Source organism: Janthinobacterium sp. SUN137, from assembly GCF_030587265.1.
Lineage (GTDB): Bacteria > Pseudomonadota > Gammaproteobacteria > Burkholderiales > Burkholderiaceae_D > Janthinobacterium > Janthinobacterium kumbetense.
Window position 1 is genome coordinate 876,979 of the sequence record NZ_JAPWHZ010000003.1, and the last position, 15,305, is coordinate 892,283.

Genomic DNA, 15,305 nt, shown 5'->3' on the forward strand with positions numbered 1-15,305 from the left:
GTGTTTCTGTCTCGGTAAAGTAAATAGTGAAGTCGGTATCAGCGGAAAACCACGGTCTTGTCGCCATTTTTCAGGATGCGGTGCTCGACGAACCATTTCACGGCGCGCGCCAGCACCACGCACTCGACGTCGCGGCCGATGGCCGTCAGGGTTTCCGCATCCATCGCATGGTCGACGCGCTCGACGTCCTGCTCGATGATCGGGCCTTCATCCAGGTCGCCCGTGACGAAATGGGCCGTCGCGCCGATCAGCTTGACGCCGCGGTGATGCGCCTGCGCATACGGCTTGGCGCCCTTGAAGCTGGGCAGGAAGGAATGGTGGATATTGATGGCGCGGCCATCGAGCGCCTGGCACAGGCCTGGCGACAGGATCTGCATGTAGCGCGCCAGCACCACCAGGTCGATCTTGTGCGTGTCCATCAAGTCGATGATCTTCGCTTCCTGCGCCAGCTTGGCCGCTTCCGGCGCGCCGGTGGCCAGCGGCAGGTGGTGGAACGGAATATTGTAGCTGGCCGCCAGCTGGTAGAACTCCATGTGGTTCGACACGATGGCGGGAATTTCCACGTTCAGCAAGCCGCTCTTGTAGCGGAACAGCAAATCGTTCAGGCAATGGCCGATCTTCGACACCATCAGCATGACGCGCGGCTTGACGCGCGCATCGTGCAGCTGGCCGTGGAAGGGGCCGTTCAACTGCATGGCTTGCGACAGGTCGGCGAAGTCGCTGCGCAACTGGGCGTCGCTGACGGCGCCGTCTTCCAGCGCGAAATGCACGCGCATGAAGAACAGCTGGGACTCCTGGTCGCCGAACTGGGCGGAATCGAGGATGTTGCAGCCGCGTTCGGCCAGGAAGCCGGACACGCGGTGCACGATGCCGCGCTGGTCCAGGCAGGACAGGGTCAGGATGTATTCGGGATGCGTCATGGTCGCGGAATAAAGCAAAAAAAGTGGGCTATGCTCGGCTCAGCCACGCGCGCCGGCCATCGGCTGCGCTGCCGCGAGCCGGCTATTGTCGCACGGCCGGGCAAGTCAACCCGCATTTTCCACACAAGCAGCATGGCTGCCGGCGGCGGCAAGCCGATTCACGTTCATTTGATCTAACACAAAGTCATCGCATTTCTCCGTCTTCCAGGCGCCATTCCCACGCCAAACGGGCAGCTGGCGTGGAACCTGGCACGCCATCCGGCGTCTATCCCTTTGCTTGTTTCACCATACGCCGCATCCGGTGCACCGGGTGTTTCCTGGATCCGTTTTTCATTGAGGTAGAACATGTTCACAAACAGTATTTCCCCCAGTTTCAGCCCCGCCCTGAAGTCCCACCTGGAGGCCCAGTGCAATTTCGCCACGGAACTATCACGCAAGCTGGTCGATACGGCGCAGCAACTGAGCGAGCTGCATCTGCGGCTGGCGCAAGACTTGCTGCAGGAATGGAGCAGCGCCAGCCAGCAACTGCTGTGCGCGCGCGACACGGGCGAGTTCATGTCGCTGGCCGCAGCCCAGTTGCAGCCGAGCAGCAACAAGCTGCAGCAGTACCAGCAGCAGCTCGGCAACCTCGTCGCCAACGCCAATGTCGAAATGAACCGCACGGCAGAGAACCACCTGCCCGAAGCGAGGCGCACGGCCGTGGCCTTCGCTGACGAAGTGGTGCGCAAGACGGCCGAGGAAACGGAAAAAGCCACGCAGCGCCAGCGTGAAATGATCGAAAAGATGCACGCCACGGCCCCCAGCAATGGCGCCGGCCGCAGCCGCGACACCGGCAGGCAATCCGATCAGGCGCATTGAGCACTGGAATTGACCACTTGACCCCACTCGACAGCAAGGAGAGCGACATGGCTAGCAATCAAGGTAATGAACAGGGAAAAGGCGCTGGCAGCAGCCAGAAAGCCGGCGAATCGGGCAGTGCCAAAGGCCCGAGCAAACGCGGTTTCGCCGCCATGAACGAGGAACAGCAACGCGAAATCGCCAGCAAGGGCGGCCAGGCAGCCCATCAAAAGGGCACGGCGCATGAATTCGACTCGGAAGAAGCGCGCCGGGCCGGACAGAAAGGCGGCGAAGCCGTCAGCCGCAACCGCGAACATATGGCGGAAATCGGCCGCAAAGGCGGCGAAAGCCGGCAGTCGGCCCAGCGCGCCAATGAAAACCGCAGCGGCACGACCACGCGCAGCGGCGGCACCGAGCAGGGCCGCCCCGGCCGGCAGGGCGGCAAGGACGACGACGACAAGGGCGGAGCAGGCGGAGCGGGCTGAGCGGGGCAGGCCGCCGGGCTGCCCCTGCGGCGCGCGGCTTGATGCAGGTAGGCAGGGGCGGCCCTGGCAGCCCGGGTAGCCCGGGTAGCCCGGGTAGCCCCGTGCAAGGGCTGGCGCAGCGCGGGGGGCGGCGGTATGGTACATTCTCGCCTTACCGACACCTCCGCGCCACGCCCCGCCCTTCCCCGCATGCAGCCATCCCTGAAATACCTGAGCGCCTATTCCGAACAAACGCAAGCGCAAGTGCAGCAACTGATCGCGCAAGACAAGCTGGGCGACGTCCTGTTGAAACGCTATCCGAACGCGCACGATGTACGCAACGACAAGGCTTTATACCAGTATGTGCAGGACTTGAAGAATGAATTCCTGCGCAATGCCGAGCCCATCAACAAGGTGGCGTTCGACAGCAAGATCCATGTGATCCAGCACGCGCTGGGCTTGCATACCTCGATCTCGCGCGTGCAGGGTGGCAAGCTCAAGGCCAAGCATGAAATCCGCGTGGCCACCATGTTCAAGGAAGTGCCGCTGGAATTCCTGCGCATGATCGCCGTGCACGAACTGGCGCACGTGAAGGAAAAGCAGCATGACAAGGCGTTCTACAAGCTGTGCACGTATATGGAACCGCAATACCACCAGTACGAATTCGACGTGCGCCTGTACCTGACCCAGCTCGACCTGTCCGGCCAGCGCCTGTGGTCATGACATCCACATAACAACAATGCCGCCCCGGGCATCCATTGGGCGGCATTGTTGGTGTGGGTCAGAGTAGCCGCCCGGCAAGACGGACGGCTCTTGACGCATGTGCCGGCGGGACCGGCAGCGTGCTCAGGCTCAGGCGGCGTTTTTGCGGCGGCGCAGGAAGGCCAGCAAACCCAGTCCGCCCAACATCATGCCGTAGGTGGCCGGTTCCGGCACGGCGCTCACGCTGGCGGCGATATTGTCGACCTGGAAGGTGTGCAAGGCGCCCTCCTGCCACGTTGCCGACAGCAGGTTGTTGAAACCCGTGAACGTGTAGTCGCTGAAGTTGTGGCTGCCATCGAGGCTGAAGGTCTGGGTCACCGTGCCGCCGCCCACCTGATGGCCGAAGAACGTCACGTCGTAGGGGCCAGGCAAGCTCACGAAGTCAGCCAGACGGATCGAGCTCAGCGAGAAAGCGGCGCCATCGGTACGGCTTAAGGTTGTCGTCGTCAGCACGGTGGCGCCAAGACCGGCCGAGCCGGCATAGGCAAAGTTGCTTTGATGTGCGGAACTCAACAGGCCCAGGAAGCTGCTGTCGAAATTGTAGCCGCCTTCGGAATAGGAATCGAAGACGGATCCGAGAATGCCGGGTTGCTCCAGCGCATCGAAGCCGATGACGGTGGTTTGTGCGTGGGCGCCGCCGGCGGCGAGAATGGCGGCGACGGCAGTCGCGCGCAAGAGAGTCATTGGTTTCACAATAGTATCCTTTCAAGATGATGAAGTAGCGAGGTTGTGGCAACTTGCAATATCTAGGCGTCGTAGCGGGAAACGGGAGGCGCCTCGCTGGGTGTCCGACATGCCTGTCTTTTGAACAATTGCAGTAGAACACATTCATGCATAAAAAGCATCTTCATTTTCAAAAAAACATGCCTGCGTGGAAACATTTTAGCTATATTTATATTAATTAATTAATTGATCTTGATCAATTTTCCCGCACAGAAATAAAAAAGCCATGCATTTCACAATGCATGGCTCTGGATGAGACTTCACAAAGAAAATTTACGGCGCACTATCCTTCAACCGCTGCACCAGAGCCGCAGGATCGGCGTCGGCGTTCAGGAACGCCGCGTGCTGCGGGCGGATGAAGCCCTGCTCCTTGCCGTTTTGCACGAAAGCGATCAAGCCGTCATAAAAACGGTCGACATTGAGCAAGCCGATGGGCTTGGCGTGCAAGCCCAGCTGCGCCCAGGTGAGCATCTCGAACAGCTCTTCCAGGGTGCCATAGCCGCCGGGCATGGCGATGAAGGCGTCGGACAGGCTGGCCATCATCGCCTTGCGCTCGTGCATGTCCTTCACGATGAACTGCCGCGTCAAGCCCGTGTGGCCCACTTCGCGCTCGACCAGCTGGGTGGGAATCACGCCCGTCACCTCGCCGCCCAGGCGCAGCACTTCATCGGCGATCACGCCCATCAGTCCCACCTTGCCGCCGCCATACACGAGCGAGATATTTTCCGCCACCAGCACGCGCGCCAGTTCGCGCGCCGCCACGGCATAGTCCGGCGAGACGCCCGCGTTGGCGCCGCAATACACACATAAAGCCTTGATCACAGTATTCCCTACCCTTTCAATTCATCGATCGCCGCCTCGACCTCGAGGCGCTCCTTGGCGTCCAGTGCCACGCACTCGGCCGCCTTTTCATACAGGGCCAGCGCTTCCGCCAGCTTTTTCTTTCCGTCCAGCATATTCAAGGCGCGCGCATATTCGCTGTGCGCCAGCGCCGAATACGGCGTCAGGGCCAGCGCCGTCTTGAAGTGCTGGTAGCCATCTTCCTTGTTGGCGCCGTAGGTCAGGCCGCCTATCATGGCGCCGACCTTGTCGATAATTTCCGTATGATAAATCCCAAACGCGATATGCGCTTCCGCATGCATGGGCGCCACCGTCATCGTGCGGTCCAGGCTATTGCGCACGCGCGCGCCCATGCCCTGCGCCAGGGCCTTGACGACGGACGTGCCCAGCGCATAGCGGCCCAGGCTGTAGGCGTGCCAGTAGTAGCCGGCCGGATTGTCCGGCTGCTCGCTCTGCTGGCGCTCGCAGCGCTCCGCCACTTCCTCGTACATGTCGAGTTTCCGGCTGTCATCCACTTCCAGGTGCGTGGCATAGATGCAAGTCGCCTTGTGCGCCACCGCATAGCCGGGCACGCCGACAGCCAGGCCCAGTTTCACGGCCCGCTCGAAGTCGCCCGCATGGAAGGCCAGCCACGCCTGCACCAGCGCCGGGTGCGTGGGAAAGGGTTCCACATCGCCCGCATGCAGGCGCGCCCAGGCCGCTTCCAGGGTTTGCGGGGTGTAGACATATGCTTCGTCCGGATAAGGAAATTGTTTCCAAGCCATATATCTCTCCTGTAAATGACGACGTGGCGCCAGCAGTCGCGTCAGTCGTTCTTGAGTTTTGTCACATACTCTTCCGACAGTTTGCGAAACAGCAAATGCGTTTCATTGCGCAAATACGGCCCGATCAGGGACAGCACCTGGTAACAGCCGCGCGCCAGCGCGTCGGACATCGATTGCTGCTCGCTGTACTTGCGCGGGTTGCGCACATATTCGTACGACAGCCAGTAGGTGGCAACGACCACCATATTCGTCGCCATCGCGGCCACTTCCATGTCCGACGCTTCCAGCGACTGTTCGCTGCGCAAGTCTTCGCACAGCTGCGTGGCTACCTTGATCTTGTGCGCCAGGATCAGCTTGAAGTGCAATTCCAGCTTGCGGTTGCGCGACAGCAAATCGTTGAGGTCGCGATAGAAGAAGCGGTAGCGCCAGATCAGTTCGAACATCAGGTGCAAATACAGCCAGACATCCTCGATATTCGAGCGGCGCCCGTCGGGCACGGTCAGGATGCGTTCGATTTCCGCCTCGAACTGGACGAAGATGGAATTGACGATGTCGTCCTTGTTACGGAAGTGGTAATACAGGTTGCCGGGCGAAATGTTCATCTCTTCCGCAATCACGGTCGTCGTGATATTCGGCTCACCAAACTCATTGAACAGGCGCAGCGACAACTCCAGGATGCGTTCGCGGGTACGGCGTGGTGCTTTTTGTAGCATGGCGGGCAATCTCTCTGTGTTCTGCCTCAAGCATACCACCTAAGATAGCTGTAATGAAACACTCCGCCCCCGGGCGCCGGCGAAAAGCCCGGGCAAGAAAAAGCCTGCTCGCGCAGGCTGGAGGGATGCGGCACCGGCTCAGGCGGGCGGTGCTTTTTTCTTCGCCGCCGGCTTGCTTGCCGGCTTGCTCACCGCTTTGCTGGCCGGCTTGGCCGCGGCGCGCGGCGCGCTCCGGGCTGCCGGCTTGGCCGGGGCCTTGGCGGCGACCGCTTTCGGCGCGGTTTTCGGTGCAATTTTCGGCGCCGCCTTCACGGCGGGCTTGGCCGCGGCCTTCGGCTTGGGCGCAGGCGCGGCCTGGGCCGACAGCGCCGCCACTTGCCGGCTCAAGGCGTCGATCTGCGCGTGCAGTGCGGAAATATCCTGTTGCGTGGGCACGCCGATGGTGGCCAGGGCGCGCGCGACACGCTCTTCAAACACCTGTTCCAGCTTGTCCCAGGAGCCGCTGGCCTGCTTGCCCACGCCATCGGCCAGCTTGCTGACACTGTCGCTGACGCCGGAAACCTTGTCTTCGGCGCGCTTCTGGAATTCCGTGCCTTCCTTCACCAGCCGGGAAAACACGCGTCCCCCCTCTTCCTGCGCCTTGGCGAAGGCGCCCAGGCCCGCTTGCCAGATCTGCTGCGCCGACGAGCGCACGGTGTTCGCCAATTCCTTGTCTTCCGCCAATTCCTTCAATTTCTTCACCATCGCCAGCTCCCGTCATATGAAAGGCCATGCCACTTCATGGATACTTTTTATTCTAGTGAGCAAAACTAGAGACGGGAGTCTAATCCGATAGAAAGCTGCCTCGGAAGGTGCGCCAGCGCACGCAGCGGCCAGCGCCTAGGCCGCCGCCTTCACCTGGCCATGCAGCAGCTTGTGCAGGCGGAAGCCTTCGCGGATATTCTCGCGCAGCACGGCGCCTTTCCACGGTTTCGTGTAGAAGCGGTCGACGGCGCCGCGGTTGATGGCCGCCATGATGGGCGTCAGGTCGGCAAAGGCCGACAGCATGATGCGGAAAGTGTCGGGACACAGGTGCTTGACCCTTTCCATGAATTCGGTGCCGCTCATGAGCGGCATGCACTGGTCGCACAGGATCACCTGCACCTTGTGGCGCGCCAGGATGTCGAAGCCTTCGGCGGCCGTCTGCGCCGTGAGGATGCGGTAGCCGTCCTGCGCCAGGAAGTCGCTGAGCACGTCGAGCATGAAGACATCGTCGTCGACGATCAGCAGGGTTTGCTGCTCTTCGCCGGCGGCATCCTCAGGCGCCTGCAGCAACTTGCCGCCCATCAACATCTGCTCGAATTCCTCGTGCGGCACGGGGCGGCTGAAATAATACCCCTGCATCTCGTCGCAGCCGTGGCGCCGCAAATAGGCCAGCTGCGCGTCGTTTTCCACGCCTTCGGCGATCACTTCCAGCTTCATGCTGTGTGCCATGCTGATGATGGCCAGCACGATGGCCGCGTCGTCCGGATTGCTGGTGACTTCGCGCACGAAGGCGATGTCGATCTTCAGCTTGTCGATGGGAAAGCGCTTCAGGTAGGCCAGGCTGGAATAGCCGGTGCCGAAATCGTCGATGGAAATCTGGATGCCCAGCGCCTTCAGGTTGCGCAGCACGGCGATGGTTTCCTCGGCGTTCGACATCAGCGAGCTTTCCGTCAGCTCCAGTTCCAGCAGTTCGGGCGCGATCTCGTATTTGCGGATGGCCTTGAGCACCTCCTCTTCCAGGCCGCCGACGAAAAACTGGATGCCCGAGACGTTCACCGACAGGTGCACGGGCCCGATGCTGCTGGCGCCCCACTCGCTGATCTTCTTGCACGCTTCGTCGAGCACCCAGTTACCGACGCGCACGATGAGTCCCGTTTCTTCCAGCAGGGGGATGAACAGGGCCGGCGAAACCATGCCGTGGCCGGGGCGGCGCCAGCGTATCAGCGCTTCGGCGCCGCTGATGCGCCCCGAGATGATATTCACCTTGGGCTGGAAGAACAGCACGAATTCCTCGTTGTCGATGGCGCGCCGCAGGGCGTTTTCCATGTCCAGCCGCGCCATCGACTGCGCATTCATTTCCGCCGTGAAGAAGCGGAAGGCGTCGCGGCCCGCCTCCTTGGCGCGGTACATGGCCGTGTCGGCATATTGGATCAGCGTGTCCGCATCGACGCCATCGTCGGGGTACACGGAAATGCCGATGCTGACCGTCACCGTCACTTCATGGCCCTGCAAGTCGAAGGGCTTGCGCATCGCCTCGCGCACCTTGTGGACCACGCCCACGGCATGCTGGGCACCGTCGGGCAGCACCAGGATGGTGGCAAATTCGTCGCCGCCAAAGCGGCCGATGGTATCGCGCACGCGCAGGCAATCGACCAGGCGGCTGGAAAACTGGCGCAGCAGGTCGTCGCCGATGGTGTGGCCCAGGGTGTCGTTGATATTCTTGAAGCGGTCGATATCCATGAACAGCACGGCCACGGCCCACTGGTGTTCGGCCGCCTGGGCCAGGGAATGGGTCAGCGAGACGTAGAACTGGCTGCGGTTCGGCAAGCCCGTCAAGGTGTCGAAATGGGCCAGCTTCATCAGGCGCTGCTCGGCATCCTTGCGTTCGGTGATGTCGCGCGCCACAGCCACCAGGATCCAGCTCTGCCCTGAGCGCAGGGTGCGCCGCTGCACTTCCACCGACAGCGGCGAGCCGTCCTTGCGCTGCAACTGCAATTCCGTCATCGGCCCGCCCTGGTCGCCGGCCAGCAGCTTGTTGTACAGCTCTTCCAGCTGGGATTCGCCCTCGTGCGCGCGGCCAGGCCCCACGCGCAGGAAATCCTCGCGCTCGAAACCGAGCATGCGGCAAGCGGTCTGGTTGACGTCGACGAAGCACATGCCGGCGCGGTCGACGAGGAAAATCGCGTCGGCCGTGGCGTCCATCGCCAGGCGGAAGCGGCGCAAGTCTTCATCGAGGCGGATGCGCGCCGCCATGTCCAGGGTCAGCTGCTCGTGATGGCGCTTGATCTCGTCGTACAGCAGCAGGTTGTCGTAGGCGACGGCGATCTGCGCCGCCACCGTGGCGGCGACCCGCTCGTCGACTTCGGAAAATTCAGTCGCCCCCAGCTTGTCGACCAGGTACAGCCAGCCGTGGCTGCGTTCGCGCGAGGCGATGGCCACGCCCAGGAAGGAGTGCACGGGCGGGTGCGTGTCGGGCAAGCCCAGCGCGCCGGGGTCGCCCTTCAAGCCATTGACCCGGTAGGGCTGGCGCTGCTCCAGCAAGCGGTTCAGGATGCCCGTGCGCGGCGCGCTGGCGATGCGCTCGAGGTTTTTCTCGGCGCCGCACGAGGAAAAATAGCTGAGCTTTTCGGCGCCCTCTTCCAGCACGCCGATGCACGCGTACTTCGAGACGCAGATATTCTGCGCCACCTTGCAGCCCGCCTCGATCAGGGCGCGCGGATCGCGTTCGGCGCCCAGCTCGATGCCCAGCTCGATCAATGCCGTCAGGCGCAGGCTGACCGCCTGCAGGCTCGACAGGGAACGCGACAGGCGCTCCGTCATGACGCCCAGGTCTTCGGGGATGGCGGCCTGGCCCTCGCGCTGGCTGGCCAGCTGCGAAATCTGCTGGCTGCTCGACTCCAGTTCATCGAGGTAGCCGCTGACCTGGTGCTCGATGCCCGCCAGCTTGCCCGCGGCGGGCAGCGCCGCGCCGCCGGCGTCCGGCGCCCCCGGCACCTGTGCCGCCGCCGGCATCAGCCCCAGCGCCTCGTTGACGGTGCGCACGATGACCTCGGGGTCGGACGGCTTGGGCAGTACCCAGCGCACGCCGCACGCCTGCGCCAGCAGGATCGCTTCCTGCTCGCGGTAAGTGGCCGTATAGAAGATGATGGGCACGTCGGTCAGCGCGGGGTCGGCATGCACGCGCGTGACGAATTCGTAGCCGTCCATGTTCGGCATGAGGATGTCGGAAATGATCAGGTCGGGCCGCTCGGTGCGCAGGATTTCCAGCGCGTCGGCGCCATTCGCCGCTTCCAGCAGGCGGTGGCCGCCGTAACCCAGCAGCGCGGTCAGGAACTCGCGGTTCAGCACATGATCATCGACGATCAGGATGGTGGCTATGTCGTTTTTAACTGGCGTCGACGGCGCCCCGGGTAAAAAAGACTCCAGCTCCGCAACGAAAAGGTCAGGCTCGATCGGCTTGCCGATGTAGCCATTGAAGCCCGCCTCGAGCAGGCGTTCGCGGTCGCCCACCATGGCCAGCGCCGTCACGGCCAGGGCCGGGATCGCGCGCAGCCGCGGGTCCTTCTTCAGCTCCGCCACCACGCCGTAGCCGTCGAGCTTGGGCAAATGCACGTCGCAAATGATCAAGTCCGGCAATTCGCTACGCGCCATGCGCACGCCCTCTTCGCCGTCATAGGCTGCCAGCGGCGTGTACCCGAAGGCGCGCAGCAAATACACCATCAATTCCATATTGGTGGCGTTATCTTCAATAATCAGGATACGTGCGGACAATTAGCGCCCCCAATAAAAACTGCATGGACTCATTTTCCGCCTGCGTTCAACTTTCCGCATGCGCGGCTAACATAACAATCCTATAACATCTTGCCATACATCCAGAAAAATATCTGTGCGCAGGGTACCAGCAGAGCTTCGCAAGCGGCCTCGGGAACAAATTTCCGCCAGCCGTCTTCTGACGTTAGCTTAATACAGTACGCCAGTGGAAAACAGCATTTTCTGCCCGTGACGCTGTTAAACACGGGCAACAGCAGAGTCAAAAGAGACAGTCTTGCCATGCAGATAAAACACAACAGGATTCAGGCAAAACGGGGGGAAGATGGGGGCTGGGCGACTTCGGTCTTGATAGTAATTTCCGCCAACAGCTGACGCAGCACGCGCGCATCGCTGGCCAGCGCCACGTGGCCGATGCCGCCGAAGGCAAGATTGCGCGCGCCGGGCAAATGCGCGGAAGATTGCGGCGCGACAATATTATCGTGGTGCGAGTAAATCGAGGTGATCATGGCGCGCGTTTCCGGCGTCTCGCTGGCGGCCAGCTGCGCCAGCCAGCCGCTGGGCGCGCCATGGATACGGCTCATCTGGCGCGCATTGGCGCCCGCCGCCACATTGGCCAGCGCCGTGCCGTGGTGCGGCGTGCCGATGGTAATGATGCGCGCCACGCGGGCCGCGCCGTAATGGCGCAGCCAGGCGCGCGCCACCAGGCCGCCCATGCTGTGGGCGACGATGATGGCGCGGTCGCTGCCCGTGCGGGCGCACAGCGCCGCGATGGCTTGCTCGACCTGCGGCACGAACTCCTCGATATCGGCGCCTATCGGTTCCAGGTCGACGCCGTCGTGCACGATGCCGGCCCGCGCCAGCTGCCGGCTCAGCTGCGCCCAGTAGCCGCGGTTACACACATAGCCGTGGATCAGCAGCACCGGCAAGCCCTGGCCAGCGACGGTGTCGGCCGCATGCAGGCGCGGACGCAGCATGCCCCACGACGACGTCCACAGGGTGGCGCGCAACTCGCCCAGGAACAGCCGCGCGGCGCCCCGCACGCCCAACTGATGCTCCGGCGGCACGGGGCTGCCCATCCGCCGGCTCTGCCAGAAATTGCGCGCCACGACCAACGCGCGCACGGCCAGCAGCATAGCGCCCGCCAGCAGCAAGGCCAGCACCGGCGAGGCGACGCCCCAGGCATGCACGGCCAGGTACGCCACCGCCAGCACGGCCAGCACCTGCAGCAGCATCAGCCACCTGAGGATGCGCGCGATCATGCCGTGACCGCGACGGGAACGGGCGCGGGCTTGCCCGTCAGTTCCCGCGCCAGGCCGCTGGCCAGGCGCGCGGCCAGCGCATACAGCGTCAATTGCGGATTGGCGCCTATCGAGGTGGGAAACAGCGAGCCATCGTGCACGGACAGGTTGCGCACGCCGTGGTAGCGGCCGTCGGCGCCCGTCACGCCCAGGCGCGCATCGTCCGACATGGCGCAGCCGCCCATCACGTGGGCCGACACCACGCGCGCCAGCAGCGCCTTCATCGGCAAGGCGCCGATGGCCTGTTTCGCCTGCGCCCAGCTGGTGTAATGGCTGGCCAGCTCGTGCACGGGATACACGCTCCGCGCGCCGGCCGCGAACTGGATTTCCGCCATCGACAGCAGCGCGCGCCGCACGCCATCCCAGATGAAGGGCGTGAGCGGATAGTCGAGCACGGGCGCGCCGAAGCTGTCGATCGATACGCTGCCACCCGCCGCTTCATGGTGAAAGCCGTCGCGCAGCAGCGCCAGCAAGGCGTGTGCATGGGGGAAGTCGCGCATGGTGCGCGCATGCTCGTCGCCGAAGCCGCCCATGGTGGTGGCCATCAGCAGCGGATGCAGGGGCGGCGCTTCGAGCTTGTAGCCGATGGGGCCATCGATGGACGCCGTGTGCAGGAAATGGTCGGAATAAATCGTCTGCGGCGCGCCCGCATAGGCGTCGACGCGCTGCTTGAACAAGCCCGCCGAAATCACCGTCGGATGCAAGAAGGTGCGCCGCCCCAGCAAGCCGTGCGGATCGGGCGCCTGTGAACGCAGCAGCAGCGCGGGCGAATTGATGGCCCCGCCGGCCAGCACGAAGTGCCTGGCGCGCAGCGTCAGACGCACGCCCGTGGGCGCCTGCCCGGCAGCATCGAGCGCCGTCACCTGCAGGCTGTCGATGCGCTCGCCCTTGAAGCTGAAGCGTTCCGCGCGCGCATGCACGAGCAAGCCCGCGCCCAGCGCCAGCGCCGAGGGGATCGTCGTCACCAGCATCGATTGCTTGGCGTTGGTGGGGCAACCCATGCCGCAGTAACCGAGGTTCCAGCAGCCGTTCACGTTGCGCCGGATGGCGGCCGTGGGGATGCCCAGCGCCGCGGCGCCACGCCGCAACAAGTCGTTGTTTTCATTCGGCGGCGCGGCCCAGTCACTCACATGCAGGCGTTTCTCCATCATGGCGAACCACGGCGCCATGGCGTCCACGGCATAGCCGGACAAGCCAAAATGCTTGCGCCAGTAATCGAGGGTGCCGGGCGGCGTGCGGAAGCTCGACGTCCAGTTGACGGTGGTCGAACCGCCCACGGTGCGCCCCTGCAAAATGTTGATGGCCTTGTCGCGCGTCTTGCGCGCGGCCGATTCCTGATACAGCGCGGGATAGGCGTCCGCTTCGCGCATCTTGAAGTCGCGCGAAGACTTCAAGCCGCCCTCCTCGACGATCAAGACCTTCAGGCCGGCCAGCGCGAGGATTTCCGCCGTCACGCCGCCGCCGGCGCCGCTGCCGATGACGACGACATCGGCCTCGAAGCTGCGGTCGGCGGCCAGGGTGCTGGCGTCGGTGACGTTCCAGCCGCTAGCCACGCCGATGGCGATGGGATCGGGTATGGGGGATGTGCTCATGGATGCCTTATGCGCTCAGTTCGGGCAGCGGTCCCGGATAGCCGATGGCGGCCCAGTGGGCGGCATCGGCATACCAGGCGCCGAGGATCAGGTCGTGCAGGGCCAGGTAGGCCGTCTGCAGGGTGGCCAGGCGGTGCGTGCGCCACGATTGCAGGAAGGCCGCCACCTGGGCGGGGTCGGCTTCGCGCCAGCCATCTTTGACGCCAGCGACGAAGCGCCGCGCGGGCGCCAGCGCCAGCAGGCCGAACAAATCCTGCACTTCCTGCTGCGCCGCCAGGGGCAAGCCGCGGATGGCCGTGTCCACGCCGGCGATGGCGCCATCGAGCGCCGCGGCCCGCGCGGGGGCTTCCCGCAGCAGCGCGCTGCCCAGCATGGCCGGCACGATGGCGGCCAGCGCCGCGCGCGCCGCGCCATCGAGCACGAAGCGGCCAGGGGGCGACGGTCCGCGCACGAGCCGGTACGCGGCGCCGCCGGCGGCCAGCGCGCAGGCGCCGAGCACACCCAGTTTCAGAAACGATCTGCGTTGCATTGCCATGTCTCCCCTTGTTTTATACCGCCTTTTGCAGGCCAGTGTACGCCAAAGGCAGTGGGCGTTTAAACGCAAAAACTAGAGCGGAGAGTCTAGTTTTTGCGACTGAAACCACAGCAGCAGCATGGCCAGCAGCGCGGCCAGCGCGCCGCCGATGGCGATGCTGGGCAAGCCGCAGGCGACGATCAGCGCACCGCCCAGCGCGCCGCCAAGCGCCGTGCCCGCATTGAAGGCGGCGATATTCAAGCCCGCCGCCACGGCGTCGCTGCCCGGGCAATGCCGCCGCGCCAGGCGCAGCAAACCCATGGTCGACAGGGTGACGAGGGCAAAGAACAGCAAGCCCAAAGTGCCGCACAGGGCCAGCATGGCCAGGGGCCAGGCGCGCAGCAGATAAAAGGCCAGCAGATTGAGCGCCAGCGCGGCCAAGGCCAGCATGGTGGCGCGCAGCGCGTGGGGGCGGTCCGCGCACCAGCCGCCCAGCAGGTTGCCGCCGATGGCGCACGCGCCAAAGCACAGCATGGCGGCGCCCAGCCAGCCCGCATCGAGCCCGCCCAGCTGCAGCAGGAAGGGCGAGACATACGTGAAAAAACTGAAGGTGGCTACGCTGACCAGCGCCGCCACGCCAGCCGCCAGCAGCAGGGGCGGTTGCAGGATGGCGCGCAGGCTGGCCAGGGCCGATACGGCGGCGGCCTGCTGGCGCGCGGCCGGCATGGCCAGGCGCAAGCCCGCACCGCCGCACAGGGCCAGCACGCCGATCACCGCAAATACCCAGCGCCACGACGCGACGGCGCCCAGCCACGTCCCCAGCGGCACGCCGCCCGCCAGCGCCAGGGTCAGGCCCAGCCAGACGATGGACAGCGCCCGGCCCGCGCGCGACGGGTCGACCAGGCTGGTGGCCGCATGCGAGGCGATGGCCATGAACACGCCATGCGCGAGGCCGACGGCAAAGCGCACCCCCAGCAGCGCGCCCAGCGCCGGCGCGGCCGCCATGGCCACGCTGCCGGCCGCCAGCACGAGCATGGTGGCCACCAGCACCTGGCGCACGGGCCGGCGCGCCAGCAGGGCCGTCAGCACGGGCGCGCCGATGGCCGCGCCCAGCGCATATGCGGCGATGGCGCCGCCGGCCGCCGCCACGCTGGCGTGCAGGTCGCGCGCCATGGGCGTCAGCAGGCCGGCGGCGATGAATTCGCACAAGCCGAAGGCAAAGCTGCACAGGGAAAGCAGATAGATGGAGAATGGCAGCGCGGCGGACGGCAGCGCTGTGCGCGAGGACATGGTGGACATGGCAGTTCCTGACAATCAAAACGCCATGCTGGCCCCGCGATCACCATCTGTAAAATATCTTATT

The 15,305-nt window shown here is 64.4% G+C and carries 14 protein-coding genes; 3 read left to right on the forward strand and 11 right to left on the reverse strand.

Annotated elements, in window-relative coordinates:
- Positions 1 to 38: 38 nt before the first annotated feature.
- Positions 39 to 920, reverse strand: coding sequence for a formyltetrahydrofolate deformylase (gene purU, locus O3298_RS18850; protein ID WP_077401742.1), 882 nt, complete (start codon positions 918 to 920; stop codon positions 39 to 41).
- Between the two features lie 345 nt (positions 921 to 1,265).
- On the opposite strand from purU, the gene O3298_RS18855 reads away from it, so the two are divergent.
- The 3 genes from O3298_RS18855 to O3298_RS18865 all read left to right on the forward strand — a co-directional run bounded on the left by O3298_RS18855 (position 1,266) and on the right by O3298_RS18865 (position 2,944).
- Entirely contained in the window at positions 1,266 to 1,778 is a 513-nt protein-coding gene (locus tag O3298_RS18855) for a phasin family protein (RefSeq protein WP_099664830.1), read from the forward strand.
- Positions 1,779 to 1,825: 47 nt separating this feature from the next.
- Positions 1,826 to 2,242, forward strand: coding sequence for a KGG domain-containing protein (locus O3298_RS18860; RefSeq protein ID WP_305060242.1), 417 nt, complete (start codon positions 1,826 to 1,828; stop codon positions 2,240 to 2,242).
- Positions 2,243 to 2,431: 189 nt separating this feature from the next.
- Complete coding sequence (locus O3298_RS18865) at positions 2,432 to 2,944, forward strand: YgjP-like metallopeptidase domain-containing protein (RefSeq protein ID WP_034758768.1); 513 nt, start codon at positions 2,432 to 2,434, stop codon at positions 2,942 to 2,944.
- A 129-nt stretch (positions 2,945 to 3,073) separates the two neighbouring features.
- On the opposite strand, the gene O3298_RS18870 is transcribed toward O3298_RS18865, so the two are convergent.
- The 10 genes from O3298_RS18870 to O3298_RS18915 all read right to left on the reverse strand — a co-directional run bounded on the left by O3298_RS18870 (position 3,074) and on the right by O3298_RS18915 (position 15,241).
- Positions 3,074 to 3,667 (reverse strand): PEP-CTERM sorting domain-containing protein, encoded by a 594-nt coding sequence (locus O3298_RS18870; RefSeq protein ID WP_099664832.1) that lies wholly within the window; start codon positions 3,665 to 3,667, stop codon positions 3,074 to 3,076.
- A gap of 312 nt (positions 3,668 to 3,979) precedes the next feature.
- Entirely contained in the window at positions 3,980 to 4,525 is a 546-nt protein-coding gene (locus O3298_RS18875; RefSeq protein ID WP_180278808.1) for a TIGR00730 family Rossman fold protein, read from the reverse strand.
- A gap of 11 nt (positions 4,526 to 4,536) precedes the next feature.
- Entirely contained in the window at positions 4,537 to 5,310 is a 774-nt protein-coding gene (locus O3298_RS18880) for a hypothetical protein (protein WP_099664834.1), read from the reverse strand.
- A 41-nt stretch (positions 5,311 to 5,351) separates the two neighbouring features.
- A complete protein-coding gene (locus O3298_RS18885; RefSeq protein ID WP_034758777.1) occupies positions 5,352 to 6,023 on the reverse strand; it encodes a TetR/AcrR family transcriptional regulator in 672 nt (223 codons plus the stop codon).
- 138 nt (positions 6,024 to 6,161) lie between these two features.
- Positions 6,162 to 6,767: a phasin family protein gene (locus O3298_RS18890; protein WP_305060243.1), complete on the reverse strand. Its 606-nt coding sequence runs from the start codon at positions 6,765 to 6,767 to the stop codon at positions 6,162 to 6,164.
- Between the two features lie 135 nt (positions 6,768 to 6,902).
- Complete coding sequence (locus O3298_RS18895; RefSeq protein WP_305060244.1) at positions 6,903 to 10,538, reverse strand: EAL domain-containing protein; 3,636 nt, start codon at positions 10,536 to 10,538, stop codon at positions 6,903 to 6,905.
- Positions 10,539 to 10,840: 302 nt separating this feature from the next.
- Positions 10,841 to 11,797 (reverse strand): triacylglycerol lipase, encoded by a 957-nt coding sequence (locus O3298_RS18900; RefSeq protein ID WP_305060245.1) that lies wholly within the window; start codon positions 11,795 to 11,797, stop codon positions 10,841 to 10,843.
- On the reverse strand, positions 11,794 to 13,428 hold the full coding sequence (locus O3298_RS18905) for a GMC family oxidoreductase (RefSeq protein ID WP_305060246.1): 1,635 nt from the start codon (positions 13,426 to 13,428) through the stop codon (positions 11,794 to 11,796). Before O3298_RS18905 ends, O3298_RS18900 begins: the two co-directional genes overlap by 4 nt.
- 7 nt (positions 13,429 to 13,435) lie before the next feature.
- The gene (locus O3298_RS18910) at positions 13,436 to 13,963 is read right to left on the reverse strand and encodes a hypothetical protein (protein ID WP_305060247.1); all 528 of its coding nucleotides are present in this window, start codon (positions 13,961 to 13,963) and stop codon (positions 13,436 to 13,438) included.
- A 72-nt stretch (positions 13,964 to 14,035) separates the two neighbouring features.
- Positions 14,036 to 15,241: an MFS transporter gene (locus tag O3298_RS18915; protein ID WP_305060248.1), complete on the reverse strand. Its 1,206-nt coding sequence runs from the start codon at positions 15,239 to 15,241 to the stop codon at positions 14,036 to 14,038.
- Positions 15,242 to 15,305: the final 64 nt, after the last annotated feature.

Excerpts from the sequence above, each read along its gene's own strand:
- purU (WP_077401742.1), bottom strand. The coding sequence starts at position 920 with ATGACGCATCCCGAATACATCCTGACCCTGTCCTGCCTGGACCAGCGC.
- O3298_RS18855 (WP_099664830.1), top strand. The coding sequence starts at position 1,266 with ATGTTCACAAACAGTATTTCCCCCAGTTTCAGCCCCGCCCTGAAGTCC.
- O3298_RS18860 (WP_305060242.1), top strand. The coding sequence starts at position 1,826 with ATGGCTAGCAATCAAGGTAATGAACAGGGAAAAGGCGCTGGCAGCAGC.
- O3298_RS18865 (WP_034758768.1), top strand. The coding sequence starts at position 2,432 with ATGCAGCCATCCCTGAAATACCTGAGCGCCTATTCCGAACAAACGCAA.
- O3298_RS18870 (WP_099664832.1), bottom strand. The coding sequence starts at position 3,667 with ATGACTCTCTTGCGCGCGACTGCCGTCGCCGCCATTCTCGCCGCCGGC.
- O3298_RS18880 (WP_099664834.1), bottom strand. The coding sequence starts at position 5,310 with ATGGCTTGGAAACAATTTCCTTATCCGGACGAAGCATATGTCTACACC.
- O3298_RS18885 (WP_034758777.1), bottom strand. The coding sequence starts at position 6,023 with ATGCTACAAAAAGCACCACGCCGTACCCGCGAACGCATCCTGGAGTTG.
- O3298_RS18890 (WP_305060243.1), bottom strand. The coding sequence starts at position 6,767 with ATGGTGAAGAAATTGAAGGAATTGGCGGAAGACAAGGAATTGGCGAAC.
- O3298_RS18900 (WP_305060245.1), bottom strand. The coding sequence starts at position 11,797 with ATGATCGCGCGCATCCTCAGGTGGCTGATGCTGCTGCAGGTGCTGGCC.
- O3298_RS18905 (WP_305060246.1), bottom strand. The coding sequence starts at position 13,428 with ATGAGCACATCCCCCATACCCGATCCCATCGCCATCGGCGTGGCTAGC.
- O3298_RS18910 (WP_305060247.1), bottom strand. The coding sequence starts at position 13,963 with ATGGCAATGCAACGCAGATCGTTTCTGAAACTGGGTGTGCTCGGCGCC.
- O3298_RS18915 (WP_305060248.1), bottom strand. The coding sequence starts at position 15,241 with ATGTCCACCATGTCCTCGCGCACAGCGCTGCCGTCCGCCGCGCTGCCA.